Below are 25872 nucleotides of genomic sequence, written 5' to 3'. Positions count from 1 at the left end.
AGTATACTGTCAATCAACAAACGATCGGGAGCAGCAACCATGGAAGTCGTGATCAAGACGCCGGAACGCGAGGCATTCTACAAGAAGATCGATGGCGAGAATCTCACCGCGCTGTGGACGGTGATGAGCGACCTGATCACGCCGGAGCCGAAGAGTGCCTGCCGGCCGCACCTCTGGAAGTTCGACGTCATCCGCGACTACATGACGGAGGCCGGCAAGCTCATCACCGCCAAGGAGGCCGAGCGGCGCGTGCTGGTGCTGGAGAACCCGGGGCTGCGCGGCCAGTCCAAGATCACGACCTCGCTCTACGCGGGGGTGCAGATGGTGGTGCCCGGCGACGTCGCGCCTGCGCACCGGCACAGCCAGTCGGCGCTGCGCTTCGTGCTCGAAGGCAAGGGTGCCCACACCGCCGTCGATGGCGAACGCACCGCGATGGAGCCCGGCGATTTCATCATCACGCCGTCCATGACCTGGCACGATCATTCCAACGAGACCGACCAGCCGATGTTCTGGCTCGACGGCCTCGATATCCCGTTGGTGCAGTTCTTCGACTGTTCCTTCGCGGAAGGATCGAAGGAAGACCAGCAGAAGATCACGAAACCTGCCGGCGACAGCTTTGCCCGCTACGGCCACAACCTCTTGCCCGTTGATGTGAAGCGGAGCTCGAAGACCTCGCCGATCTTCAGCTATCCCTATGCCTACACCCGCGAGGCACTGGAGAAGGCGAGGACCAGCCAGGAATGGGACGCCTGCCACGGCCTCAAGCTGAAGTTCAGCAACCCCGAGACCGGCGATTTCGCCATGCCGACCATCGGCACCTTCATTCAGCTGCTGCCCAGGGGATTCAAGACGGCGCGCTATCGCGCGACCGATGCGACGGTGTTCTGCCCGATCGAAGGCAAGGGCCGCAGCCGCATCGGCGATGCTGTTTTCGAATGGGCCCCGCGCGATCTGTTCGTGGTGCCGAGCTGGCACTGGGTGACGCACGAGGCGGACGAGGACGCCGTGCTGTTCAGCTTCTCGGACCGGCCCGTGCAGCAGAAGCTGGATCTGTTCAGGGAAGATCGCGGCAACGCGTGAGGCGCCGCTCTATCCTCCGTCATGGCCGGGCTTGTCCCGGCCATCCACGTGCCGCTACGCCCGAGGAAAGACGTGGATGCCCGGGTCAAGCCCGGGCATGACGACCTGATTTGTGGCGCTCGCCTGCGTCCTCATGATCTTTGCGTTCGCGGCTACCGCCAATGCAACAGCCGCGTCTCCAGCCAGCCGATCACCTTGCCCACTGCCAGCCCGAACACCGACAGGATCACCACGCCCGCGAGCAGCTGATCCGTCTGCATCAGATTGCCGGCTTGCAGCACAAAGGCGCCGATGCCGTATTGCGCACCGACCATCTCGGCGCTGACGACGAGCAGCAGCGCCACCGACGCCGTGATGCGGAAGCCGGCGAGGATCGCGGGCAGTGCGCCCGGCCAGATCACCTTGCGCACGATGGTGGCGAAGGGAACGTTGAAGCTCTGCGCCATGCGGATCAGGTTGCGCGGCACTGCATCAACGCCGCTATAGACCGAGATCGCGGTGGAGAAGAAGACGCCGAGCGCAATGGTTGCGATCTTCGGCTCTTCGCCGATGCCGAGCCAGAGGATCAACAGCGGCAACAGCGCGATCTTCGGAATCGGGAACAGCGCCGAGATGAAGGTGATGCCGACGCTGCGCGCCAGCCGCGACAGGCCGATGGCAAAGCCGACGGCGACACCGGCCGCGGTGCCGAGCAGCCAGCCGACGCCGATGCGCAGCAGCGAGGCCGAAACGTGCTGCCAGAGCGCGCCTGAGATAGCGAGCTGGTAGATCGCGTGCGCGATCGCCGAGGGCGCCGGCAGGAACAGCGGATTGACGAGGCCGGCGCTGCCGGCGACCTGCCAAAGGGCGATGACGAGCGCGAGCGCGATCCAGCCGCCGTGGCGGCTCGAGTCCGGCACGAAGCCCGCGCCACGGAAGCGGACGCGGCGCGTCGCAGTGTCCTTCGCAATCTCCGCCGGCGCGCGATCAAGCATGCTGGACCTCGCGCTCGGCATCGATCGCCTCGTTGCGGATCAGCGACCAGATCTGGTTCTGAAGCGCGAGCAGCTGTTCACGCGCAGCAATTTCGCCGCGGGCCGCGCGCGTCATCGGCACGGTCACGACCTCGCGGATGCGTCCCGGCCGCCGCGACAGCACGACGATGCGGTCGGCAAGCCGTGCGGCTTCTTCGAGATTGTGGGTGACATAGACCGCGCCCATGCCGCCATCGGCGAGCAGGCGGACAAAGTCTTCCATCAGGAGTTCGCGAGTCTGCGAATCCAGGGCCGAGAGCGGCTCGTCCATCAGCAGGATCGCGGGCTTCACCGCAAGCGCGCGCGAAATACCGACGCGCTGGCGCATGCCGCCGGAGAGCTGCTTTGGATAGGTGGTGCGGAAATCGGTCAGGCCGGTGCGGCGCAGGGCGTCCTCGACCAGCACACGGCGTTGCGCAGCGGTGAGCTGGGCATGCAGCAGCGGGAATTCGACATTCTCCTCCACCGTGGCCCAGGGCAGCAGCGCAAAATCCTGGAACACGAAGGTCAGCGGATTGAGACTGTCCGCCGGCGGCGCGCCGCGCAGCTCCGCCGCGCCGGAGGTCGGCTGCAGCAACCCGCCCAGGATCGACAGCAGCGTGCTCTTGCCGCACCCCGATGGCCCCACGATCGCCACCACCTCGCCGGCGCTGACGGTGAAGGAGACATCGTCGAGCACGGCGAGATCGCCGAAGCGATGGGAGATGTGATTGGCGATCAGGTCCATGAGACACCTTCACTTGCTCTGTCATTCCGGGGCGGCTCGAAGAGCCGAACCCGGAATCTCGAGATTCCGGGTCTGGTCCTTCGGACCATCCCGGAATGACAGCGATTATCAATCCGCTTTCACGAATTCCTTGGCGATGATCGCTTCCGCATCAAAACCCTTGTCGGCAAAGCCCTGCTCCTGGAGCCATTTGATCTGGTTGTCGACATTCTTGACGTCGAGCTTGCCGTCGGGATCGACATAGGCGCAATTGCCGACCACCTGCTCGACTGGCAAATTGGTGTACTTGGCGATGATCTCCAGCAGCGGTTTTGTCCGTTCGTTGATCGGGACAACGCCATCCTTCATCGAAGCCAGAATGACGTCGTGATATTCGCGGTCGGCTTTCGCGAGCACGCCGAGGAATTTCGTCACCAGCGCCTTGTTGGCCAGCGTCTTCGGCGCGGCGAATACCGCCCCCAGCTGCCACGGCGTCTCGTCCCCGACCCAGCCCAGGAACTTCGCGCCGCCTTCGTCCATCAGCTTTCGCGCCGTGGAGATCGGCAGCAGCGCGGCATCGACGGTCTCGCCCTTGAGCGCAGCCGCCGCATTCGACAGCGATTGCAGCGGCACGATCTTCACGTCGGCGAGCTTGAAGCCGTATTTGTCGGCGAGCAGGCCGAGCGAATAGTGAAAGCTCGATCCGACCTGCGTCACCGCCACGCGCTTGCCGGCGAGGTCCTTCGGGGTCTTCAGCCCGGCGGCATAGGCGTTGTTGCTGGCGAAATAGCCGATCAGGGGATAGCCGGGCTTCTCACGGCTCATGCCGCCGATCACCTTCAGCACGCCCTTGCCGGCGAGATTGTAGAGGCCCGCGGTGAAGGCGGTGACGCCGAAATCGACATCGCCTGAGGTCGTCGCCACCGCGATCGGCTGCGCCGCATCGAAGAATTTGAGCTCGACCTCCAGGCCGGCGTCGCGGAAATAGCCCTTGTCCTGCGCGATGAAAACGGGCGCGGAGGAGGACAGGCGGAGCACGCCGATCCTGGCCTTCAGCACATCCTCGGCCCGCGCCGTGCCCATCGCCATGATCGCCACCAGGCCCGCTATCGCGAGCCGCGCCATCCCGATCATTCCAATTCCTCCGCCGTCGTTGTCTTGCAGTCCGCTACAGGCCTTCGGGGACAGCCTGGTCCCGCCCGATGAAGGCGCCCTGTCGCTTCAACGTTTCCTGCAATTTTTCAATGGGGATGTCACGCGGGATTCGGTTTCCGGAGAGCGCCAGCGCGGCGGCGGAACCGGCAGCCTCGCCCATCACGAAACAGGCACCGGAGACGCGCGCCGCCGACTGGCCTTCATGTGTCATCGAGGCACAACGGCCGGCGACCAGGAGATTGTCGACGCCTTGGGGCACCAGCATCCGGTAGGGCAGCTCGTTGTAGCCGCGCGATTCCGGAATTGGCGGAAATGTGAAGACGACGTCGCCGGGAACATGGGCCTCGATCGGCCAGCCATTGACGCCGATCGAATCCTCGAACGAGGCGCAGCCGAGCACGTCCTCGCCGCTGAGCTGATAGCCGCCCTCGATGCGGCGGGTCTCGCGGATGCCGAGCTGCGGCGGCAGGTCGACGATGTAGGATTTTTCAAAGCCCGGCACGGTGCTGCGCAGGAATTCGAACGCGGCGAGCGCCTGCTTGCGGCCCTCGATCTCGCCGCGGGTGAGATCGTCGGGCTCGATGCCGTTGATGGCATGGCCGTCCTCGCGCGCGACTTGCGTAAAGTTCACGCGCCATTCGATGCCGGATTTTTGCGGCCGCACGATGGCGCTCTTGCGCGGGAATGTATGGGTGCCGGCCGCGATGGCCTTCTCCATCAGCTGCGGGATGGTCCGCCAGGCCTCGCCCGCCTTCCCGGGATCGATGCCGTTGAGGCGGAGCATCATCGAGGGATAGAGCGGATGGCCCTGCTCGTCGCCGATCTCGAACGGCGCGCCGGCCCACACGGCGAGATCGCCATCGCCCGAGCAGTCGATGAAGATTTCTGATCGCACCGCCTGCCGGCCGGCCTTGGTCTCGACCAGCAGCGCGTCGATGCGGCGGACATCGCCCATCACGACGCCGGCACCGAGCGCATGGAAGAGGATATGCACCTTGTGACCGGCGAGCAGTTGATCGGCCGCGATTTTGTACGCGGCGGTGTCATAGGCCTGCGCGAAGACCTTGCCGAGGATCAGATGCGGCGTGTTCAGGCCGTTCAAGCGATCGATCCGTGCCAGCAGTTCCGACGCCATGCCCTGCACCAGCCGCCGATGCTCGCCATGGACATTGCCGTGCAGGCCGCAGAAGTTGGTCACGCCGGCTGCGGTGCCCATGCCGCCGAGAAAACCGTATCGCTCGATCAGCAGCGTCTTCCGCCCGGCCCGCGAAGCTGAGGCCGCCGCCAATATGCCAGCCGGACCGCCGCCGAGGACGACGACTTCGTATTCGCCATAGAGCGGCACTTGTCGTGCCGGTTCTTCGATCATGCCGGTCGGCATCGCACCTCTATCCTCTTACCTCGTCGGAGCCTGCATTATCCCGGCTTGCACGGGGGTCACAAGTCGCCGGTTGCACGGAGCGATCAGACCTGAAACAACCCTCGCCATGAATCGCAAACCCGCAAAGCTCGCCCTGCCCGCCCTGATCTTTCTCGCGATCTCGGTCGCTCCAGTTGCAGCCCTGGAGCAGACTTGCCGCTTCATCCAGGCCAAGACGGACCGCGAAGCCTGCTACAAGCGCCAGGAGGAAGAGCTGGCGGTGAGGCGCAGGCCGGCCGCGCCCACCAGCGAGAGCAAGTCGTTCGAAACGATGCGCCAATTGCGGCAGGATGACGACGCGGTCTACCGCAGCATCAGCAACATCTGCCGCGGCTGCTGACGTTCAGCTGTTTGCGCCGCCCCAATTCGCCGCCCGCTTCTCCGCGAATGAGGCCAGCCCTTCCGCCGCCTCGGCGCTCTGACGCTTGAGCGAATGCAGCTGCACGAGCCGGGTGTAGGCGGCATCGTCCACCGCCATGCCGCCGAACGAGCTCTCAAGCGCGAGGCGCTTGGTCTCGGCCATCGCCTCGGGCCCGTTGGCGAGCAATTGCTCGACCACCTTGCTGCCTGCGGCCTCGAGTTCAGCCAGCGGTACCACCTCGTGGACGAGGCCGATGCGGCGAGCATCCTCGGCGCCGAAGCGCTCTCCGGTCAGCGCGTAACGGCGGACTTGCCGAACGCCGATGGCGTCACAGAGCTGCGGGATGATGATCGCCGCGGTCAGGCCCCAGCGCACCTCGGTGATCGAGAACAGGGCGTTGTCCGCGGCGATCACGACATCGCAGGCCGCGATCACGCCGGTACCGCCGCCAAAGCAGCCGCCCTGCACCAGCGCGACGGTCGGGATCGGCAGCGTGTTGAGCCGCTGCACCGCCTCGAAAGTGGCCCGCGACGCCGCTTCGTTGGCTTCAGCCGATTGCGGCCGCACGCCGTTGATCCATTTCAGATCGGCGCCAGCCTGAAAATGCTTGCCGTTGCCCCTGAGCACGACGACGCGCAGGTTCGGCTTTCTGCCGAGATCGTCCATAGCCGCGAGCACGCCTGATATCAGCGCGCCGTCGTAGGCGTTGTTGACCTCCGGCCGGTTCAACGTGACGGTCGCAACCCCACGCTCATCGAGAGTCCACAGGACGGGGCTGGCGGTCATCGGCGATCCTCCGGTCGGTCTGTTTACTGCGCACTATGACCGAGACGGCGCGTCCTGATCCATATCTTTCCGGCGTGGGGCGGCCGCGTCCATCGCATGGCGGCTTGTGTCATGCTGGTGCCGGGGCGACACCATAGGTACGGGACATCATCATGCGCATCTGCATTTTCGGCGCGGGCGCCGTCGGCAGCCACATTGCGGTCCGGCTGGCGCGCGCCGGCCACGAGGTCAGCTGCGTGATGCGGGGGGCGCATCTGGAGGCAGCTCGCGAAGGCGGCCTCAAGCTGCGGGTCGGCGATTCCGAGGTGAGTGCCAAGGTGAACGCCTCGGGCGATCCGGCCCAGCTCGGCCCGCAGGACGTCGTGATCTCCACGCTGAAGGCCACCGCCCTGACCGGACTGGTGTCCAGCATCAAGCCGCTGCTGCAGGACGATACCGCGATCGTGTTCGCGCAGAACGGCATTCCCTGGTGGTACGGCATCGGCCTGCCGCCGCGGCATCCGACGCCGCCCGATATCTCCTTCCTCGATCCCGGCGGACGCTTGCGCACCTGCATCCCGAAGGAGCGCATCGTCGGCGGCGTGATCTTCTCCTCCAACGAGGTGATCGCGCCCGGCGTGGTGCAGAACCTGACGCCGGACCGCAATCGCGTCTTGATCGGCGAATGCGACGATCGCCATTGCGAGCGCATCACGACGCTTCGCAATGTCCTCAACGATGCCCGGCTGGAATCGCCGCCGGTGGCCGAGATCCGCGAGGCGATCTGGTCAAAGCTGCTGACCAACATGTCGCTCTCGGTGCTGTGCCTGCTCACCGGCCAGACCGCGCGCGGTGTGCGCGACGACCCCGCCTTTGCCGAGGTGATTCCACGCATGCTGAGCGAGGCCAACGAGATCGCCCAGCATTTCATTCCCGAGGTCAAGCGCGTGACCCGCAGCGGCTCTGCCCCCAATCACAAGCCGTCGCTGCTCCAGGATTACGAGCTTGGCCGCGCCATGGAGATCGACGTGCTGGTGAAGGCGCCCCAGGCCTTCGCGCGCACCGCCGGCCTGTCGACGCCGACGCTCGACCTGATCGCCGCGCTGGCGATTCAGAAGGCGCGCGACAAGGGTCTTTATGCGGCGTGAAGGGATGAGCCGCTGGGACGGCATATGAGCCGTCTTTGCACATGAGCCGTGCCCTTTTGGGCACAATAGTCTCCACATCGTCATGGCCGGGCTTGTCCCGGCCATCCACGTTTTGCCGGCGGCACGAAGAACGTGGATGCCCGGGACAAGCCCGGGCATGACGATCTCGCTTGCAGGTTAGAATGCAATCACCCTTCCCCATAAGGGGCTGGAACGAAGCGTGCCTTGCTGTTCGTCGAACTCTACGCGACTCCGTCGATCCAGGCCGCGAGCGTATCCAGCACTTCCGCAAGCGCCTCCTCGTTGCTGCGGCCGGACTTTTTTAGGACCGCGAAGGAGTGATCGCCGCCTTCGACTTCATGCAGCGTCGCCCTCGCGCCGAGCGTTTTGATCACGGGCCTGAGATGGCCGAGATCAGCAAGCCCGTCGCGCGTGCCTTGCAGGAACAGCATGGGGATTGCGATGCCGGCGAGGTGCTCGGCGCGCTCGCTCGACGGCTTCTTGTCGGCATGGAGGGGAAAGCCGAGAAAGGCGAGCCCTTTGACACCGGGCAGCGGTGCCTTCGACTGCGTCTGCGAGGTCATGCGGCCGCCGAACGACTTGCCGCCGGCAATGAGCTTCAATCCGGGACAGAGCCGCGCCGCCTCCTCCACCGCCGCGCGGATGGCGGCGTGTGCGACGGCCGGCTGGTCTGGACGCCCCTGCTTCTTCTCCATGTACGGAAAATTGAAGCGGAACGTCGCGATGCCACGCTCCGCGAGACCTGCCGCGACCTTCTCCATGAAGGAGTGCCGCATATCGGCGCCCGCGCCGTGCGCCAGCACGTAGCAGGCGCGCGCACGGCCCGGCTGCGTCAGGATCGCCGAGACCGTCCCGATGCGCTCGATGTCGAGCTTGAGCTCTCGCCTCTGGACCAAGATTGGATGTTCCCGATGAGTCCTGCAAGAGATACTCGCGCGACCGCGGTCTGGAAACATCAATCTTCACGCGTCCTCGGCGCGCATGCCGTAACGCGCGGCAGCCGTCAGCTGACCCGCCGTTCCCTCCCTTCCCAGAACGGCCGGCGCAGCTCGCGCTTCAGCACCTTGCCCGCGCCCGACAGCGGCAATGGCGTCTCCGTGATCTCGATGCTGCGGGGACATTTGTAGCCCGCAATCAACGTCTTCGTGAACTCGATCAGCTCGCCGGCCGAAACCTCCACGCCGCTGCGTCTGACCACGACGGCATGGACCTGCTCTCCCCATTGCTCATTGGGAATTCCGATGACGGCGCATTGCAGCACCGACGGATGCTGCGCCAGCGCGTTCTCGACCTCGACCGAGTACACATTCTCGCCGCCCGAGATGATCATGTCCTTGACGCGGTCGACGACATAGATGAACCCGTCCTCGTCCATGTAGCCGCCGTCGCCCGTGTGCATCCAGCCGTCGACGACGGCGCGCGCGGTCTCCTCCGGCCGCTCCCAATAGCCCATCATCACGGTGTCGCCGCGCACCACGATCTCGCCGACGGCCCCTGCCGGCACCGGCCGGTCGTTCTCGTCGACGATCCGGACCTCGCAGCCGAGCGTGGCACGGCCGGCACCGCGATGACGTCCCTTTCGGCGCCCCTCCCCGACATGCTCGCCGGCATGCAGGAGCGTCGCGATCGGCGACAATTCGGTCATGCCATAGGCCTGGGTGAAGCGCACATGCGGCAATGCGCGCGCGGCACGGTCGAGCACCGCCTCGCTGATCGGCGAGGCCCCGTAGATGATGTGCTTGAGCGACGACAGGTCGTAGTTTCCGATCGCGGGGTGATCGACGAACATCTGGATCATCGTGGGCACCAGCAGCACGTCGGTGACGCGCTCGTTCTGCATCGCGGCCATCACGCCTTCGGGCGTGAAGCCCTGAACGATTACGTTCGAGCCGCCGGAGAGCAGCAGCGAATACATCGCCGCCCCGTTGGCAAGGTGAAACATCGGCGCCGCATGCAGATAGGTCGTGCTCGCCGGAAACAGTCCTTCGCCGAGAGCATTGAGCGCGTTGGCCATCAGGTTCCGGTGGCTGAGCATCACGCCCTTGGACCGCCCGGTGGTGCCGCCGGTGCAGAAGATGCCGGCGAGATCCTCGCCCTTGCGCATGGCATCGGCGACCGGAGCGTTGCCCGCGACCAGATCCTCATAGCCCTCCATCCCGGCCGGCACCTCGCCGTCGTCGGCGTAGACCAGCTTCAACCCCGGAATGGCGCCGGCGAGCTGCGCGCCGACCTGCGCAAAGGCCTTGTCGACCAGCAGCACGGAGGCACGGCAGTCGCGCAGCGCATCCTCGTTTTCGAGGGCGCTCCAGCGGATGTTGAGCGGCACGATCACGCCGCCCGCCCAACCCGTCGCCAGATAAAGCTCGAGATAGCGGTCCGAGTTGAAGGACAGCACCGCAACACGATCGCCGTCGCGGACGCCGCGCGTGCGCAGACCGCCGGCCAGCCTGGCAACGCGTTCGCCGAGCTCGCCCCAACTGCGGCGCCGCTGGCCATAGACGGTGGCCAGCCCGTTCGGGTTGATCTGCAGCGCGCGCCGCAGCCCATGTGTGATGTTCATCGCGTTCCTCCTCCTGTGCGCTTCTTCCCAGTCGTGGCGCGCCCTGAGTTGCGCCGTTGCGGCGCTCTCGGCGTCTTCTTTGTCATCTGCTGTCGGCCCTCGGTCGCGAGGCCCTCCGTCAGCCGAACCGTGAACTCGTCGGCAATCTCGGTCGGCGAGAACTCGCCGTCGCGTTGGTACCAGTGGCCGATCCAGTTGAGCGCACCCGCGATCGCGAACGCTGCAAGCTTGGGATCGCAGGACCTGATCGAACCGTCGTCGATGCCCCCGGCGATGTACTTCCGGAACGTGGCGTCGATGCGCTTCTTGGCGGCGCGCGCGACGCCGGCGTTCCGCTCGGTCAGGTCGCGCAGGTCGAAACGCACCAGGCTTGCGCCGAAATCGGTCGCCATCAGCGCGGCATAGGCATGCACCAGCTTGCGCAGCTTGGCGAGGCCCGAACCGCCGCCGGCGTTGATCTCCGTGATGACGCTGTCGACGAGCTCGGCGCCCATCGACCAGCATTCGAACAGGATCTCGTCCTTGCCCCGGAAGTAATTATAGAGCGCGGGCTTGGTGATGTTCAGCCGTTCGGCAACCTCGTTCAGCGTCACGCGATGATAGCCCTGCTCCAGGAACAGCTGCACGGCGGCGCGCAGCACCGCCTCGCGCTTCTCGTCGCGGGCGCGGCGGCGGCTCTCGAACGGCAGCCAGGGCGACGGCGGCAGCGATGAGGGCGGAGCGGGCGGCGCTGAATCCATGCTCGGTCGGTTGACTCTCGTGGCCATCGGCCGATATGTTACCCGCGGGTAAGAAAAAGTCCAATGGGTAATTTATCTGGAGGAAGCCATGTCTGACGTGATCGTCGCAGGGGTTGGCATGATCCCCTTCGCCAAGCCGGGCGCCAGCGCGCCCTATCACGAGATGGGGACGGAAGCGGCCAAGCTCGCGCTCGCCGATGCCGGCCTCGGTTACGACAAGGTGCAGCAGGCCTATGCCGGCTACGTCTACGGCGATTCCACCTGCGGGCAGCGCGCGCTGTATCACGTCGGGATGACCGGTATCCCCATCGTCAACGTCAACAACAATTGCTCGACCGGCTCGACCGCGCTGTTCATGGCGCGGCAGATGATCGCGAGCGGCGCGCTGGACTGCGTGCTGGCGGTCGGCTTCGAGCAGATGAAGCCCGGCGCGCTCGGCAGCGTCTACACCGATCGCCCGAGCGCGTTCGAGGAGTTCGACGCGGCTGCGGACCAGCTAATCGACGCCCCCGGCATTCCGCTGGCGCTGCGCTATTTCGGCGGTGCCGGGCTCAGCCACATGAAGAAATACGGCACCCCGCTCGACGCCTTCGCGAAGGTGCGCGCCAAGGCGAGCCGTCACGCCAGGAACAATCCGCTCGCGCTCTTCCGCAAGGAAGTCACGGCCGACGACGTGATGAACGACCAGGTGATCTGGCCGGGCGTGATGACGCGCATGATGGCGTGCCCGCCGACCTGCGGCGGCGCGGCCGCTGTGCTGGTGTCCGAGCGCTTCGCGGACAAGCACGGCATCGGCAAGCAGGTCCGCATTGCGGCGCAGGCCATGACCACCGACACGCCCTCGACCTTCAAGGCCGGCGACATGATGCAGCTGGTCGGCTACGACATGGCCAAAGAGGCAGCAAGCCGGGTCTATGAAAGTGCCGGCGTCGGGCCCGGCGATCTCGACGTCGTCGAGCTGCACGACTGCTTTGCCCATAACGAGCTCATCACCTACGAGGCGCTGGGTCTCTGCGGCGAGGGTGAAGCCGGCAAGTTCATCAATGACGGCGACAACACCTATGGCGGCCGGATCGTGACCAACCCGTCCGGCGGATTGCTGTCGAAGGGACATCCGCTCGGCGCCACCGGGCTTGCGCAGTGCTACGAGCTGACGCGGCAGCTGCGCGGCACGGCCGGCTCAACGCAGGTCGAAGGTGCCAAGGTCGCACTCCAGCACAATCTCGGCCTCGGCGGCGCCTGCGTCGTCACGCTCTACAAGCGGCATTGATCCGCATGGTCGATCAGTCCGCCGTAGGGCGCAGCTTCACGCCCGTCACCGCGCGCGTGGAGCCCGGCCGCCTCCGCTACTTCCTCAACACGCTGGGTGAAGAGAATCCGACCTATCGCGACGCAGATGCGGCGCGCGCGGCCGGATTCACCGGCATGCCGGTGCCGCCGACCTATCTGTTCTGCCTGGAGATGATGGACGTCGACGACCCCTTCGAAATGTTCAGCGCGCTCGGCATCGATCTCGCCCGCGTGCTGCATGGCGAGCAGAGCTTCGTCTACCACGCGCCGGTTCTGGTCGGCGACACCCTGACGTTCCGGCCGCGCGTGGCCAGCGTGACGGACAAGAAGGGCGGCGCAATGACGCTGATCGGCATCCGGTGCGAGGTGACCAACCAGGACGGCGTGCATGTCGCCGACACCGCGCGCACCATCGTGGTCCGCAACGAGGTGGCGTCGTGATGGCATCCGCAGACATCAAGGCCGGCGACCGCATCGTCCACAAGGTCTTTCCGCCGATCACCCGCCACACCCTCGCGCTCTATTGCGGCGCATCGGGCGATCACAATCCGATCCATGTCGATATCGACTTCGCCAAGGCGGCCGGATTCCCTGACGTGTTCGCCCACGGCATGCTGGTGATGGCCTATCTCGGGCAGGCGCTCACGGATGCGGTGCCGCCGTCGCGGCTCCGCAGTTTTGCGACCCGGTTCGTCGCGATAACTCAACTCGGCGCCAGGCTGACCTGCGAAGGCACCGTGACGGAGCTCTTCGCCGAGAATGGCGAGCGCCGCGCACGGCTCGCGCTCACCGCCCGGGACGATCGCGGCGAGGTCAAGCTCGAAGGCAGCGCCATCGTCGCGCTGTAACAGCAAGAGGAATCATTCAAAATGGCAAAACTGCAGGGAAAGGTCGCGCTCGTCACCGGGTCGGGCCGCGGCATCGGGCGCGCGATCGCACTCAAGCTTGCGCGCGAGGGCGCCAGGGTGGTCGTCAATGACCTCGATGCCGAGCCCGGCAACGCCGTGGCTGCGGAGATCAAGGCGCTCGGCGGCGACGCCGCCGCCGTGAACGGCAGCGTCTCGGAGGCGGGTTTCGCCGACCGCTTCGTCGGCGCCGCACTGGACAAATTCGGCGGGCTCGACATCATCGTCAACAATGCCGGCTACACCTGGGACTCCACCATCCAGAAGATGACGGACGAGCAGTTTCAGGCCATGCTCGACGTCCACCTCGTCGCGCCGTTCCGGATCCTGCGCGCGGCCGCGGAGCCGATCCGCGTCTTTGCCAGGAAGGAGGCCGAGGAAGGGCGCGAGGTGTTCCGCAAGGTCGTGAACATTTCCTCGATCGCAGGCCTCTACGGCAACGCCGGACAGGCAAGCTATTCCTCGGCCAAGGCCTCGCTGATCGGGCTGACCCGGACCATGTGCAAGGAGTGGGGGCGCTACAAGGTCAACGTCAATTGCGTCGCCTTCGGTCTCATCAACACCCGTCTGACCCAGCCGATCGAGGCGCAGCAGAAGACCATCGACGTCGCCGGCCGCGACATCAAGGTGGGCGTGCAGCCGCACATGCTGGAGGCGATGTCGCGGATGATCCCGCTCGGCCGCGGCGGCACGCCGGAAGAGGCCGCCGACGCCGTCTATCTGTTCTGCAGCCCGGAATCCAATTATATCAGCGGCCAGGTGGTCGTCGCCGGCGGCGGCCTGATTGTCTGAGAGCGAGGCGCTGATGCAATACCGATCGTCGTGGATGACCGAAGAGCTGGACACGTTCCGCGACCAGTTCCGGAAATATCTCGCCAAGGACCTGGCGCCGCATGCCGAGAAATGGCGCGAGCAGAAGATGGTCGACCGCTTCGCCTGGCGCGGGCTCGGCGAGATGGGCGCGCTGCTGGCCAGCGTGCCGGAGGAGTATGGCGGCCTGGGCGCCACCTTCGCCTATGACGCAGCGGTGCTGGAAGACCTCGAAAGCACGGTGCCGGAGATGACGACCGGCGTCTCCGTGCACAGCGCCATCGTCGCGCATTACATCCTCAATTACGGCTCGGAGGAGCAGAAGAAGCGCTGGCTGCCCAAGATGGCCTCCGGCGAGATGGTCGGCGCCATCGCCATGACCGAGCCCGGCACCGGCTCGGACCTCCAGGCCGTCAAGACCACGGCGAAGAAGCAGGGCAATTCCTACGTCATCAACGGCCAGAAGACGTTCATCACCAACGGCCAGGCCGCCGACCTCGTCATCGTGGTCGCGCGCACCGGCGATGCCGGCGCCAAGGGCATTTCGCTGATCGTGGTCGAGACCGCGGGCGCGGACGGCTACAAGCGCGGGCGCAACCTCGACAAGATCGGCCTGCATGCGTCCGATACGTCAGAGCTGTTCTTCGACAATGTCACGGTGCCGCCGGAAAACCTGCTCGGCAAGGAGGAAGGCCAAGGCTTCGTGCAGCTGATGCAGCAATTGCCGCAGGAGCGGCTTGCGCTCGCGGTCGGCGCCGTCGCCTCGATGGAACGCGCGGTCAAGCTCACCACCGACTACACCAAAGAGCGGAAGGCGTTCGGCAAGCCGCTGATGGACTTCCAGAACACCGCCTTCACGCTGGCCGAGCGCAAGACGGAAGCGATGATCGCGCGCGTCTTCGTCGACTGGTGCATCGAGCGCCTGGTCGCAAAGGACCTGGACACCGTTACGGCCTCGATGGCGAAATACTGGTGCTCGGAGAAGCAGGTCGAGACCGCCGATGAATGCCTGCAGCTATTCGGCGGCTACGGCTACATGCAGGAATATCCGATCTCGCGCATCTTCATCGATTCCCGCATCCAGAAGATCTATGGCGGCACCAACGAGATCATGAAGCTGTTGATCGCCAGATCCTTGTAGATCAGGCCGCTGTAGATCATCGCGCGCGCCAGTCGCGCGGCCGGCAGCCGAAGCGTTGCTTGAAGCGCCGCGTGAAGTGGGAGAGGTCCGAAAAGCCCCAGTCGAACGCGATGGCGCCGATCGCACGGTCCGCCATCGCGGGATCCCCGAGATCCCTGGCCGCGCCGTCGAGCCGGTGGTCGATGACGTAGTCGGTGAAGCTGGAGCCTGATCGCGCCAGCAGCTTGTGGACGTAGCGTTCGCTGATGCCGACGGCCTCGGCGACATCGGCAACCGCAAGGCCGGGCTCGCGGAGCCGGCGGTGGATGGCGCGTTTCAGCGCCAGCGTGGTTGCATCGGCAAGACTCTCGGCCTCCGCAGCGCCTGCCCGGCTGCGCCGCGACAGGCTCACGGCGACCAACTCGATCAGGACGCGGAACAGCCGCACGCCCTCGTCTTCGGTCATGCGCAACGCCCCGTCGCTGAGCGTGCGCGCGGTCTCGACGATGAGATGGCCGATGAAAGGATCATCGGAGACGCGCGCTGCTCCGACGTCGAACGAGGCCGGCAGGCGCTCGCGCAAGGCTTCTGCCGGCACCCAGAACGAGGCAACGCGCAATTGTGGCCCGCGGTCGTGCAGAAGCGCGAACTGCCGATCGCTGTCGAAGATGCCGACCTGTCCCGACGAAAGGCTGATCTCGCGATCATCCTGCTGGATGCGACAGCGGCCCCCCAGCTTCAGGTTGAGGTAGAAGCAACTGCGGTCCGATGCCGCGATGTCGGCCGCGGAGCGCCGCACCAAATGTTCGGGAAAGCTGACGCGGTTGATCGCAGCATCGCCGAGGCGGACGTGCTCGACGCTGGCCGGAAAGCCGGCTGCGGCCGCCGGCTCCGGCGTCAGGTTCATGAAGGCCTGGCAGATCGCCTCGCGATAATAGGCGAATTGCTCGGTCGGCCGCACGCCCGCAGTATTCCAGGCCGATCGACGTGACGGAATGGCGCGCTCGATCTGCTGCATCGGTTCACTCCGAGACCAATCCGGTTCACTCACAGCCAAGCGGCAAACCAGCCGCCGGTCCACACTTGACGCACGGCAGCGCCGCACCGATCGAGGCCGCGCGGCCTCGATCTAACCACACCCTCGGGAGGAGTCACAACATGTCGACCTACGTTCTCGTCCACGGCGCCTGGCACACCGGTGCCGAGTTCGAGCCCGTCGCCGCACCAATCCGCGCGGCCGGCCATCAGGTCCATACCCCCACCATCAAGGGCAACCGCCCGGGCGATGCCAAGACGACCGGGCTGAAGGAGGCGATCCAATCGATCGCCGACTATCTCGCCGAAAACAATCTCAAGGACGTCATCCTGCTCGGCCATTCCTATGGCGGCATGATCATCACCGGCGTCGCCGACCTCGCGCCCGAGCGCATCCGCCGGCTGGTCTACTGGAATGCGTTCGTGCCCAACGACGGCGAATGCCTCAACGACATGGTGCCGCCGCACTATATCGGGCTGTTCGACGCGATCGCGGCCGAGCGCGGCGACGGCTCGGTGGTCTTGCCCTTCCCGATCTGGCGCGAAGCCTTCATCAACGATGCCGATATCGAGCTGGCGCAGCGCGCCTTCGACGTCCTCAATCCGCATCCACTGGCGACCTTCACCGACAAGATCGCGCTCAAGAAAAATCCGGCGGAGATGCCGGTGGCCAAATCCTACATCAACTGCACCGAAGACACCGCGATGCCGCACAGCCATGGGTGGCATCCGCGCCTGTCGGAGAAGCTCGGCCTGTTCCGCCTGGTGCAGGTGCCGGGAAGCCACGAGCTGTGCTTCTCCGATCCCGCGCGGCTCGCCAAGGCGATCATGGAGGCGGGACGCGACTGACAGCCGCCACGCCGCTGATCTCGCGGTGCCGCACGCGGCTACCTCATCCGCTTGTCGGCGGCGACGAAGTCGATGAAGGTCCTCACCTTCGCGGACAGATATTTGCGGCTGGGATAGACCGCGAGCAATCGTCCCTCGAAGATGACTTTGTCGGGCAGGACGTGGACGAGACGTCCGCTGGCGATGTCCTCGGTGACCAGCCATTTCGGCAGGAAGGCGAAGCCCATGCCTTCCAGCGCCGCCATGTGCAGCAGCGTCTCGTTGCCGCTGCGCAGCACCGGGTTGAGCTTGACGGTCTCGACCGTGCCGTTCGTGTTGAGGGAGAAGCTCTCGCCCGGATAAAGCGCATAGTGCAACAGGGGCTGGCCGGAGAGATCGGCGAATGTCTTCGGTCGGCCCGCGCGTTTGAGAAAGGCCGGGGTGGCCACCAGGCGGAACGGGACGCTGGTGATCGGGCGCGCGATCAGCGCCTCGTCAGGTGCGCCCGTCGCGCGCAAGGCCAGATCAAAACCCTCCTCGACCAGATTGACGAGGCGCCCGCTGAGATCGACATCGAGCCGCACCTCCGGATATCGAGCCTGGTAGTCCGCGAGCACGCCCGCGAAGATCGCGTTCGCCATCCACACCGGCGCGGTCAGCCGCAGCGTGCCGCGCGGAACGACGGTCGCCTTGCTGACGGCGGCCTCGACCTCGTCGAGCGAATCCAGCATCTGCCGGGCCTGCTCGAAATAGAGCGTGCCGCTCTCGCTCAGACTGACGCGCCGGCTGGTCCGGTTGAGCAGCCGCGTGCCCAGCCGCTTCTCGAGCTGCATCACATGCTTGCTCGCCATGGCGGCGAGATGCGCAGGCGCTGCGCCGCGGCGGCAAAGCTCTTCAGCTCGGCAACCAGACAAAACACCCTCATGCTGACCAGGGTATCCATGAAATCATCAACATCCAGGAAATGAACCCATCCCGGAACACATAATGATCAAGAATGGAGAAATTATAAAATGGTGGCAACCCTTTGGAGAACGCCGTGTCCACAACCACCTTCGAGGCCACCACCCCGGGTCGGGCCCTTCGCATCGGCCTCTGGGCCGCCCAAATCGGCCTCGCCTTCGTCTTCATCGCGGCGGGGTACGTCAAGCTGACCACGCCGATTCCCCAGCTGGCCGCAATGATGCCGTGGGCGGGCCAGTATTCCGAGACGTTCGTCCGATCCATCGCGCTGGTCGACCTCGCCGGCGGCATCGGCATCCTGCTGCCGGCCCTGACGCGGATCCTGCCGCGGCTGACGGTGCTCGCCGCGCTCGGCTGCGCGGTGCTGCAGGTGATCGCGCTCCTCTTCCATCTCTCGCGCGGCGAGGCTGCGGTGACGCCGCTCAATGTCGTCCTGCTCGCGCTCGCCCTGTTCGTGCTGTGGGGACGCAACAGCAAGGCACCGATCGCGCCGCGGCAGTTCTGACCGGCAGGAGCGCCGTCGCCATGATCTCCGCCAACGGATGGTCCCGCAGGGGCCTGCTCGCCGGCACCGCGATCCTCACGGCCGGCGGCGGCGCCGCGGCCAAGGAGGATCGCCTCACTGACGGCGTCGTGATCCTGATCGACAGCAACGAGCCCTATGTCACGGGTCACGCGATCAGCTACTCGGCCAACCTGTCCAAGCATTTTTCCGACAGGGGCGCGCGGCTGCTGATCGAGGTCGTCGCCAACGGCAAGGGCATCGACGTCTTCCGCGCCGACAAGACGCAGCTGGTCGAGCCGCTCGCGACACTGCGGCAGTCGTTGCCCAATCTCACCTACAGCATGTGTGCCTCGTCAAAGGCGATCGCGGAAGCCAGGGAGCAGATCTCGATCCCGCTGATCTCAGGCGCGAGCCTCGTCCCGTTCGGCATCGGCCGCGTCGTCGATCTGCAACTGAAGGGCTGGGCCTATATCCATGCGTGACGAAGCGAGCGAAGGCGTTACGCTGTCGCGGCGATCGATCTTGATCGCCGCGGCAGCCTCTCTCGCTCTCCCGCATGCGAGCGGCGCGCAGGACAGCTGGCCGCCGGTGTTCGAGGCCGGCCGCAGCCAGTTCACACTGGTGCGGCCGCGCGCAGCGATGCCACAGCTCAGGCTTCAGGACCTGCACGGCAGGGATACCGTCGTGACGGCAAAGCCGGGCCGCGTCACCTTGGTGAACTTCTGGGCGACCTGGTGCGCGGCCTGCAAGCTCGATCTGCCGATGCTCGCAAGCCTTGCCGCCTCGCGGCCCGATCGGCTCGATATCGTCGCGATCTGCACGGACACCAAAGACCTGCGCAAGATCCGCGCATTTCTCGGCGGCCTCGCCGTGCAGAACCTCGCCTGCTATGTCGATGCCTATGGCGCAGCGGCCTGGGCATCCACCGAGATGTTTTCAATCGTCGGAATGCCCATCACCTATCTCGTCGGGACAGATGGACGCGTCGAGGGCTACATCGCCGGCGCGCCCGACTGGCTCTCACCGGCGGGCGCGCGGCTGCTGCAATTCTATCGCGAGCGGGATTAGCGCGGCGTCAGTTCGGATGCCACCAGCGGCCGTCGATCACGACACCCTCCGAGACGATCTTCCGATCGCCGATCAGGTGCTCGCCGACGACGTCCTCGTAGTCGAACTGGCCTTGCCTGACCGTAACAAGCGTGGCGTCGCCGACGCTGCCGGGCTTGAGGCTGCCGAGCTCGGGGCGGCGCAGCGCCATCGCCGCATTCACCGTCGAGGCCGCGATCACGTCGGACAGCTCCATGCCCATGCACAGGAACTTCGACATGGTCGTGACCTGGTCGTAGGCCGGGCCGTCGATGCAGAGCTGATGGATGTCGGAGGAGATAGTGTCGGGATAGAAGCCGTTGGCGAGCATCGCGCGCGCGGTCTTGAAGGCGAACGAGCCCTTGCCGTGGCCGATGTCGAACAGCACGCCGCGCTCGCGCGCGTCCAGCACTGCCTTCTTCACCGTGCCCTGCGCAGTCGCCGGCGTGTTGGGGAAGGGACGGAAAGCGTGGGTGAGAACGTCGCCAGGGCGCAGGCGGGCCAGCACCTCCTCGTAGCTCGGCGGCGGGTGGTCGATATGCGCCATCAGGGGCATGCCGACCTCGTTCGCGACCTCGAGCGCGATGTCGAGCGGCACGACCCCTGACGTACCGGAAGAATGCAAGCCGACGCGCACCTTGATGCCGACGATGAGGTCGCGGTTGGCATCGGCCACCCTGGCCGCCTCGATCGGATTCATCAGCCGCAGTTCCTCGCTCTCGCCGACCATGATCCGGTGCGAGAAGCCGAAGATGCCGGCATGCGAGACGTGCAGGTAAGCGAGGATGCGGACCTGGCTCGGCTCGATGACATGCTTGCGGAAGCCGGCGAAATTGCCGGGACCGGCGCTGCCGGTGTCCACCGCCGTGGTGACGCCGGAGAGGCGGCAGAATTCCTCGGCATCGATGCCGAGCGAGGTGCCGCCCCAATAGACATGGGTGTGCAGATCGATCAGCCCCGGCGTCACGATGAACTGTGAGACGTCGCGCACCTCGGTGCCCGGATCGGCCTTGAGCCCGCTGCCGACCGCCGCCACCTTGCCGCCGGCAAAGGCGACGTCGGTCACGGCATCGAGCTTCTGGGACGGGTCGATCACCCGCCCCCCGCGCAGGATCAAGTCGAAAGGCATCGTGGTCTCCGGATGTGGCTGTGAGGCGCCCGACTGGTCAGAGGAAGGGAGGGAATCCCCACGCTTCTAGCAATTTTTGCGCCGGAGTCCCTGGCAAAGTGAGACGAAGACCCATGACAAATCAGCAACCCCGGTAAGAGCCACGCCTCGGCCTTTGTCTCCTCCGGAGATGCTGTCCATGCACCTATTCAGAGCGAACCGTGGCAAGACGCATCAGCGCTTTGCGGACGCCGGCGCCATAGGCCGGATCGGCTTTCGTGCAGTTCGCGATGTGGCGGTCCTGGATGTGGATGGCTGCACCGCCGACGGCACGTGCCGTATTGTCGAACAGGACCTGCCGCTGCGCCGCGTTCATCTTGCGGAACAAGTCTCCGGGCTGCTGATAGTGGTCGTCGTCGACCCGATGATCCCAGTGGGCGGCTGCGCCGTCCATCTCCAGCGGTGGCTCGTTGAGATCGGGCTGATCGGTCCACTCGCCGTGACTGTTAGGGAAATAGGTCGGCGTTCTCCCCAGATTGCCGTCCGTCCGCATTGCGCCGTCGCGATGGTAGCTGTGATACGGACATTGTGGGGCATTGACCGGAATCAGGTGATGGTTGACGCCGAGGCGATAGCGCGCCGCGTCTCCATATGAGAACAGACGAGCCTGCAGCATCTTGTCGGGCGAGAAGCCGATGCCGGGAACGACATGGGCCGGCGAGAAGGACGCCTGCTCGACCTCGGCGAAGACGTTTTCGGGATTCCGGTTCAACTCGAAATAACCGACCTCGATCAGCGGAAAGTCCGGCTTGGGCCAGACCTTGGTCAGATCGAACGGGTTGAACGGAAACGCTTTGGCTTCTTCATCCGTCATGACCTGCACGAACATGGTCCAGCGCGGAAAATCGCCACGTTCTATGCTCCCGAACAGGTCGCGTTGATGAGACTCGCGGTCCTTGCCGACGAGCGCCTCGGCCTCGGCGTCCGTCAGGTTCTCGATACCCTGCTGCGTGCGGAAGTGAAACTTCACCCAGGTCCGCTCATTGGCAGCGTTGAGGAAACTGTAGGTATGGCTCCCGAACCCGTGCATGTGACGATAGCTCTTGGGAATGCCGCGCTCGCTCATGACGACGGTGACTTGATGCAGCGCCTCCGGCAGCAACGTCCAGAAATCCCAATTGTTGTCGGCGCTGCGCATCCCCGTCCGCGGATCGCGCTTGATTGCGTGATTGAGATCGGGGAAGCGCAGGGGATCGCGGAAGAAGAATACGGGAGTGTTGTTGCCCACCATGTCCCAGTTGCCTTCCTCAGTGTAGAATTTCAGCGCAAAGCCACGGATGTCGCGTTCGGCGTCGGCCGCACCGCGCTCGCCAGCGACGGTCGAGAACCGCGCGAACATCGGCGTCTGCTTGCCGACTTTCGAGAAGATCTTCGCCTTGGTGTAGCGGGTGATGTCATGGGTTACGGTGAAGGTGCCGAAGGCACCCGATCCCTTGGCATGCATCCGCCGCTCGGGGATCACTTCGCGGTCGAAATGAGCCAGCTTCTCGATCAGCCAGATGTCCTGGAGAAGAGCGGGGCCACGACGGCCCGCGGTCATGATGTTCAGGTTGTCGCTGACGGGAGCGCCGGTTGCGTGCGTGAGATGGGATGGCTTGTCGTTCATGTGATGATTCCCGATCGGTGATTTGGAGAAAGAGGCGGTAGGGCCGCGCGGCAGCGCCGAACGCCGGCTCAGCCGTGCCAATGCGAGCCGCGGATGACGCTGCAGAAATTGCCGCGATGGAAATGCGGCTCCTTGTCGGCGATGACGTCGGCCTTGACGTTGCCGAAGGTGGTATCCGGCCTGTGCTTGATGCCGTCGTAGAACGCCTGGATGATGTCCTCCTTGAAGTGCGGCGTTCGCGGAAACGCCTCCACCACCGCCTCGCGTTCCTCGTCGGAATAATCCTCGTAGGTGAGGCCGAGAACGTCCATCTCGACGCCGGCGGTCACCAGAGCGACGACGGGATGCATGTGCTGCGGCACGCCCGGCGTGGTGTGCAACGCGATCGCGGTCCAGACCGTGTAGGCGTCGGCTTCGGAGATGCCATGGCTGCGCAGGAAGTCACGAGCTGCGTGCGCGCCGTCCACTTCGAACCGTTCGTGCTTGCTGCCATGGCCCGGCATCAGGCCGATGTCGTGAAACATCGCTCCGGCATAGAGCAGCTCGCGGTCGAATTTCAGCCCGCGGCGAATGCCCGCGAGCGCGCCGAAGTGATAGACGCGGCTGGAATGGTTGAAGAGCAGATCCGTCTCGGTGTCACGGATGTAGTCGGTGATGGCGCGCGCAAGGGTGCTGTCGGGAATGGCGGCGGCTTTGGCAATCTGTGGCACGAGGCTCTCCTGAAAATTTCTGGTCGCCCGCAAGCTAAATCCGGGCTATTCTGTCTTCAATTTACGTAATACGTCTAAAACGGACAAATACCGACCGAGGCGGACATGAGCGGGAAGCCGAAACCCAGGACAGTTGTGATCGCGGCGTTGCCCGGCGTGCAGCTTCTCGACGTGGCGGGACCGCTCGACGTTTTCGCCGAGGCCAACGTGCAGGCCGGCCATCAGGCCTATGTGCTCTTGGTGGCTGGGGCGGAGCCCGGACCGATCCGCAGCTCTTCAGGCGTGCGACTGATGCCGGACCGGATCATCGATCATGGCTTCCAGGAGAGCATCGACACATTGCTGATCGCGGGATGCCCGCATGCCGGCGACGTGCCGGCTGACGGCGTCGTGACCGATTGGCTCCGCCGGCGGGCGACCAGGACCCGGCGCTTCGGATCGGTTTGCAGCGGCGCCTTCTTCCTTGCAGCGGCGGGCCTCCTCGACGGCAGACGAGTCACGACGCACTGGGCAGTCGCCGACCGACTTGCCGAAAAATACCCGTCAGTCACCTTGGACAGGGACGCGATCTACGTCACCGACGGCAAGCTCCGCACGGCTGCCGGCGTCACTGCGGGGCTCGATCTCGCGCTCGCTCTCGTCGAGGAGGATCTCGGGCGCGAGACGGCGATGAAGGTTGCGAGCCAGCTCGTCATGTTCTTCAAGCGCCCGGGCGGACAGATGCAGTTCAGCCGCAAGGGCGAGACCGTCCCCGCCGGCCGTGCCGCGCTGCAGGAACTGCAGCGCTGGGTCGCCGCCAATCCTGGACTGGACCACAGCGTCGCGAGCCTCGCGGCGCGCATGGACATCAGCCCGCGTCACTTTGCGCGGCTATTCCGTGCCGAAGTCGGAACCACCCCCGCGACCTGGGTCGAGGAGGCCCGCGTCAACGCCGCGAGACGCCTGCTGGAGCTTGGAAACGAAGCGCCCAAGCAAGTGGCCCTGCATTGCGGTTTTGCCGACGCGGACACATTGCGCCGCGCATTCGCCCGCCATGTCGGCGTGACGCCCGCCGAATATCGCAAGCGCTTTGCTCGGATCCCGGCCTGATACGCGACGAGGGGAAAGTGAGAATGGCGATCCCGGGATGACTCGAACATCCGACCTACGGTTTAGGAAGCCGTTTTGTCGTTCCAGAAATCAATAACTTACGGGTAGGATGTTGCATATCTGTTGCAAATAGGATCGGCCCATTGCTTCGGCAATGGCTCCGTTGAGAACACTATCTTTGCCCATCCACCCGCCGATGGACTGCCCCCTCGCGCTTCGGTCCTCCTGAAGGTTTGGCGCCGCGGTGCTCTACCGTTAACATACATCGCCGGCGGCATCGTTCCGAAACTGGGCACTACGTTCGCGGAATCCGCATTCCGCGCGCGCTTCGAGGCAAAAGGCCGGTTCCGGGGCTATCTGGCAGCAATACCCACCTATGTAATTACTCGACCCATTCCTGCTCTTCTCGGGGCGGCCAAGCTGCTGGAGCGCGCTGAGTGACACCTTTCGCATCGCCTCGCGTGTGCTCACCGGCTCGTTGCTTCCTCACAATTGGTGGGCGAGCAGATACGTGCGCTCGCCGCATCGCTGCGACCGGGGACCACCCCTGGAGAACGTCTGCACTGTCGACTGATTCTCATGCATGGCGGGCCCGGCAAAACTGTTCCGGCAGTTTTCTTTCGGGGTGGCATTCCGAGCCACGGCCGAGACACCCGGGTCGATCCACGAGGGCGGCGAACTCGGCTATGCGCTGGTCCACGCCTATGGCCCGGCACTCGACAATCCAGACCTCATCGTGGCTTGCGTCGTTGGCGACGGCGAAGCCGAGACTGGCCCATTGGCCGCTGCCTGGCATTCCAATAAATTCCTGAGTCCTTCCCATGACGGAGCGGTGCTACCGATCCCGCATCTCGATGGCTGCAAGATCGCCAATCCAACGGTGCTTGGTCGGATGAGCAACGAGGCGGCGATGCTGGCGATCAATTCGCGTACGTGCGGCCGCGTGATCCTACGGCTGTACGACGAGGCATCAATGCGTGCATCCGGCCTCGCTGCCTTGACGCCATCGAGCATTTTTTCGGGCTGCTTTGACCCATCGGCGCCCGCGAGATTCAACCGGACGCCGCGCCATCCGACTTGTGCAAGATGTCACACGACAGATTCTTGATCGCGACGGCCTGGCCTGCGGCGAGAAAAATTGCGCCTGCCCGTTCGCGAGCTTGCTCCGGCGTCGCGGAAACCGCGAATGAGACGACCGGAAAGCCAAAGGATGAGAGGAGGGTCACGGATCGACTCGACATGCATCGGAATCGCGCGTGTCGAGATATCCAAGGCGAAGCAGTCCAACAGGTCGGCAAGATCGACGTCGAGCTGATCGCCGGCCGAAACGATGCCCGAGAATCCGGCGGCTCGCTGCCGGTCCCGTCTATCATCGCCGCTACAATCGCGCCGAATTGCGAGATCAGCACGCGATCCCGCCCTCGCGGCGTCTTCAGCTTCGGCGGCAAGAACTTGCCGTGACCAAGACCCGCATCGATGATGATGCAATCGGCTGCTCCGGGCCTGCCCCGCCTCTTTGACAAGGCGAGGGGTTACGTTCGCGGGCGCGGTGACGACTGCGAAATCCGGCGCGAACGGCAGGCGCGCGACATCGGGTACGACCGAGCTTGCCGGCAATCTTGTCGTATCGGGGATTGACGATCCCGATCTCACTAGCAGACCCCACTTCCAGGAAATTGGCACCGCCGCACCCAAGGAGCTGGGGCGCTGGCTGGCGCCCACGACGGCCACCGAGCCGGTGCGAACAACCTGTTCAGATTGTATGTCGATATATTGCCTCACACCGCG

27 protein-coding genes, 1 tRNA gene and 2 pseudogenes are annotated in these 25872 nt (G+C 65.1%); 15 read left to right on the top strand and 15 right to left on the bottom strand.

The window, feature by feature from the left end; all coding sequences use genetic code 11:
- The first annotated feature begins 39 nt into the window (after positions 1–39).
- Positions 40–1080 (top strand): gentisate 1,2-dioxygenase, encoded by a 1041-nt coding sequence (gtdA, locus tag XH96_RS03710; protein ID WP_194391106.1) that lies wholly within the window; start codon positions 40–42, stop codon positions 1078–1080.
- A gap of 152 nt (positions 1081–1232) precedes the next feature.
- On the opposite strand, the gene XH96_RS03705 is transcribed toward gtdA, so the two are convergent.
- The 4 genes from XH96_RS03705 to XH96_RS03690 all read right to left on the bottom strand — a co-directional run bounded on the left by XH96_RS03705 (position 1233) and on the right by XH96_RS03690 (position 5335).
- On the bottom strand, positions 1233–2054 hold the full coding sequence (locus XH96_RS03705) for an ABC transporter permease (protein ID WP_194391105.1): 822 nt from the start codon (positions 2052–2054) through the stop codon (positions 1233–1235).
- Complete coding sequence (locus XH96_RS03700) at positions 2047–2820, bottom strand: ABC transporter ATP-binding protein (protein WP_194391104.1); 774 nt, start codon at positions 2818–2820, stop codon at positions 2047–2049. Before XH96_RS03700 ends, XH96_RS03705 begins: the two co-directional genes overlap by 8 nt.
- A 108-nt stretch (positions 2821–2928) precedes the next feature.
- Positions 2929–3933: an ABC transporter substrate-binding protein gene (locus tag XH96_RS03695; RefSeq protein ID WP_194391103.1), complete on the bottom strand. Its 1005-nt coding sequence runs from the start codon at positions 3931–3933 to the stop codon at positions 2929–2931.
- 34 nt (positions 3934–3967) lie between these two features.
- Positions 3968–5335 (bottom strand): FAD-dependent oxidoreductase, encoded by a 1368-nt coding sequence (locus tag XH96_RS03690; RefSeq protein ID WP_194391102.1) that lies wholly within the window; start codon positions 5333–5335, stop codon positions 3968–3970.
- Positions 5336–5441: 106 nt separating this feature from the next.
- On the opposite strand from XH96_RS03690, the gene XH96_RS03685 reads away from it, so the two are divergent.
- On the top strand, positions 5442–5714 hold the full coding sequence (locus XH96_RS03685; protein WP_246789940.1) for a hypothetical protein: 273 nt from the start codon (positions 5442–5444) through the stop codon (positions 5712–5714).
- Positions 5715–5717: 3 nt separating this feature from the next.
- On the opposite strand, the gene XH96_RS03680 is transcribed toward XH96_RS03685, so the two are convergent.
- On the bottom strand, positions 5718–6521 hold the full coding sequence (locus XH96_RS03680; RefSeq protein WP_194391101.1) for an enoyl-CoA hydratase-related protein: 804 nt from the start codon (positions 6519–6521) through the stop codon (positions 5718–5720).
- A 152-nt stretch (positions 6522–6673) separates the two neighbouring features.
- On the opposite strand from XH96_RS03680, the gene XH96_RS03675 reads away from it, so the two are divergent.
- Positions 6674–7648, top strand: coding sequence for a ketopantoate reductase family protein (locus tag XH96_RS03675; protein WP_194391100.1), 975 nt, complete (start codon positions 6674–6676; stop codon positions 7646–7648).
- A 242-nt stretch (positions 7649–7890) separates the two neighbouring features.
- Here XH96_RS03675 and XH96_RS03670 read toward each other — a convergent pair whose 3' ends face one another.
- The 3 genes from XH96_RS03670 to XH96_RS03660 form a co-directional block, all read right to left on the bottom strand.
- The gene (locus tag XH96_RS03670; RefSeq protein WP_371739949.1) at positions 7891–8565 is read right to left on the bottom strand and encodes an alpha/beta family hydrolase; all 675 of its coding nucleotides are present in this window, start codon (positions 8563–8565) and stop codon (positions 7891–7893) included.
- A 107-nt stretch (positions 8566–8672) separates the two neighbouring features.
- Positions 8673–10229, bottom strand: coding sequence for a long-chain-fatty-acid--CoA ligase (locus XH96_RS03665; protein ID WP_194391099.1), 1557 nt, complete (start codon positions 10227–10229; stop codon positions 8673–8675).
- Entirely contained in the window at positions 10226–10969 is a 744-nt protein-coding gene (locus XH96_RS03660; RefSeq protein ID WP_194391098.1) for a TetR/AcrR family transcriptional regulator, read from the bottom strand. The genes XH96_RS03665 and XH96_RS03660 overlap by 4 nt, the downstream gene beginning before the upstream one ends.
- Before the next feature lie 88 nt (positions 10970–11057).
- Between XH96_RS03660 and XH96_RS03655 the strand changes: the two genes are divergently transcribed.
- From XH96_RS03655 to XH96_RS03635, 5 genes are read left to right on the top strand one after another with little or no spacing between them, the layout of a single operon-like run.
- Positions 11058–12239 (top strand): lipid-transfer protein, encoded by a 1182-nt coding sequence (locus tag XH96_RS03655; RefSeq protein ID WP_194391097.1) that lies wholly within the window; start codon positions 11058–11060, stop codon positions 12237–12239.
- Positions 12240–12244: 5 nt separating this feature from the next.
- The gene (locus tag XH96_RS03650; RefSeq protein WP_194391096.1) at positions 12245–12700 is read left to right on the top strand and encodes a MaoC family dehydratase N-terminal domain-containing protein; all 456 of its coding nucleotides are present in this window, start codon (positions 12245–12247) and stop codon (positions 12698–12700) included.
- Positions 12700–13107, top strand: coding sequence for a MaoC family dehydratase (locus XH96_RS03645; RefSeq protein WP_194394022.1), 408 nt, complete (start codon positions 12700–12702; stop codon positions 13105–13107). The genes XH96_RS03650 and XH96_RS03645 overlap by 1 nt, the downstream gene beginning before the upstream one ends.
- Before the next feature lie 21 nt (positions 13108–13128).
- Complete coding sequence (locus tag XH96_RS03640; protein ID WP_194391095.1) at positions 13129–13956, top strand: SDR family NAD(P)-dependent oxidoreductase; 828 nt, start codon at positions 13129–13131, stop codon at positions 13954–13956.
- 13 nt (positions 13957–13969) lie between these two features.
- Positions 13970–15115, top strand: coding sequence for an acyl-CoA dehydrogenase family protein (locus XH96_RS03635; protein WP_194391094.1), 1146 nt, complete (start codon positions 13970–13972; stop codon positions 15113–15115).
- A gap of 16 nt (positions 15116–15131) precedes the next feature.
- Here the strand turns inward: XH96_RS03635 and XH96_RS03630 are convergent, their stop codons facing one another.
- Complete coding sequence (locus XH96_RS03630) at positions 15132–16112, bottom strand: helix-turn-helix domain-containing protein (RefSeq protein WP_194391093.1); 981 nt, start codon at positions 16110–16112, stop codon at positions 15132–15134.
- A 140-nt stretch (positions 16113–16252) separates the two neighbouring features.
- Between XH96_RS03630 and XH96_RS03625 the strand changes: the two genes are divergently transcribed.
- Entirely contained in the window at positions 16253–16978 is a 726-nt protein-coding gene (locus tag XH96_RS03625) for an alpha/beta fold hydrolase (protein ID WP_194391092.1), read from the top strand.
- Between the two features lie 38 nt (positions 16979–17016).
- On the opposite strand, the pseudogene XH96_RS03620 reads toward XH96_RS03625, so the two are convergent.
- Positions 17017–17900: pseudogene (locus XH96_RS03620) on the bottom strand (LysR family transcriptional regulator).
- 96 nt (positions 17901–17996) lie between these two features.
- Between XH96_RS03620 and XH96_RS03615 the strand changes: the two are divergent.
- From XH96_RS03615 to XH96_RS03605, 3 genes are read left to right on the top strand one after another with little or no spacing between them, the layout of a single operon-like run.
- Positions 17997–18425 (top strand): DoxX family protein, encoded by a 429-nt coding sequence (locus XH96_RS03615; protein ID WP_194391091.1) that lies wholly within the window; start codon positions 17997–17999, stop codon positions 18423–18425.
- Between the two features lie 20 nt (positions 18426–18445).
- Positions 18446–18907, top strand: coding sequence for a DsrE family protein (locus XH96_RS03610; RefSeq protein WP_194391090.1), 462 nt, complete (start codon positions 18446–18448; stop codon positions 18905–18907).
- A complete protein-coding gene (locus XH96_RS03605; RefSeq protein WP_194391089.1) occupies positions 18900–19493 on the top strand; it encodes a TlpA disulfide reductase family protein in 594 nt (197 codons plus the stop codon). The genes XH96_RS03610 and XH96_RS03605 overlap by 8 nt, the downstream gene beginning before the upstream one ends.
- Before the next feature lie 7 nt (positions 19494–19500).
- Here the strand turns inward: XH96_RS03605 and XH96_RS03600 are convergent, their stop codons facing one another.
- The 3 genes from XH96_RS03600 to XH96_RS03590 all read right to left on the bottom strand — a co-directional run bounded on the left by XH96_RS03600 (position 19501) and on the right by XH96_RS03590 (position 22995).
- Positions 19501–20640 (bottom strand): amidohydrolase/deacetylase family metallohydrolase, encoded by a 1140-nt coding sequence (locus XH96_RS03600; protein WP_194391088.1) that lies wholly within the window; start codon positions 20638–20640, stop codon positions 19501–19503.
- Between the two features lie 184 nt (positions 20641–20824).
- Positions 20825–22285: a catalase gene (locus tag XH96_RS03595; RefSeq protein WP_194391087.1), complete on the bottom strand. Its 1461-nt coding sequence runs from the start codon at positions 22283–22285 to the stop codon at positions 20825–20827.
- 68 nt (positions 22286–22353) lie between these two features.
- On the bottom strand, positions 22354–22995 hold the full coding sequence (locus XH96_RS03590) for an HD domain-containing protein (RefSeq protein WP_194391086.1): 642 nt from the start codon (positions 22993–22995) through the stop codon (positions 22354–22356).
- 105 nt (positions 22996–23100) lie between these two features.
- On the opposite strand from XH96_RS03590, the gene XH96_RS03585 reads away from it, so the two are divergent.
- On the top strand, positions 23101–24084 hold the full coding sequence (locus XH96_RS03585; RefSeq protein WP_194391085.1) for a GlxA family transcriptional regulator: 984 nt from the start codon (positions 23101–23103) through the stop codon (positions 24082–24084).
- Positions 24085–24108: 24 nt separating this feature from the next.
- Here XH96_RS03585 and XH96_RS03580 read toward each other — a convergent pair.
- Positions 24109–24221, bottom strand: a tRNA-Arg gene (locus XH96_RS03580).
- On the opposite strand from XH96_RS03580, the gene XH96_RS39740 reads away from it, so the two are divergent.
- Positions 24208–24525, top strand: coding sequence for a glucokinase (locus XH96_RS39740; RefSeq protein ID WP_371739947.1), 318 nt, complete (start codon positions 24208–24210; stop codon positions 24523–24525). The genes XH96_RS03580 and XH96_RS39740 overlap by 14 nt on opposite strands.
- A 148-nt stretch (positions 24526–24673) precedes the next feature.
- Positions 24674–24985, top strand: a pseudogene (locus tag XH96_RS03570) (phosphoketolase); the annotation flags it as partial.
- A 188-nt stretch (positions 24986–25173) separates the two neighbouring features.
- Here the strand turns inward: XH96_RS03570 and XH96_RS39735 are convergent.
- Positions 25174–25767, bottom strand: coding sequence for a hypothetical protein (locus XH96_RS39735; protein ID WP_371740204.1), 594 nt, complete (start codon positions 25765–25767; stop codon positions 25174–25176).
- Positions 25768–25872 lie beyond the last annotated feature (105 nt).

It is taken from the genome of Bradyrhizobium sp. CCBAU 51765, assembly GCF_015291725.1.
Taxonomy (GTDB): Bacteria; Pseudomonadota; Alphaproteobacteria; order Rhizobiales; family Xanthobacteraceae; genus Bradyrhizobium; species Bradyrhizobium liaoningense.
The sequence above is the reverse complement of the archived record's forward strand: the minus strand, read 5'-3'. Positions and strand labels throughout refer to the sequence as shown.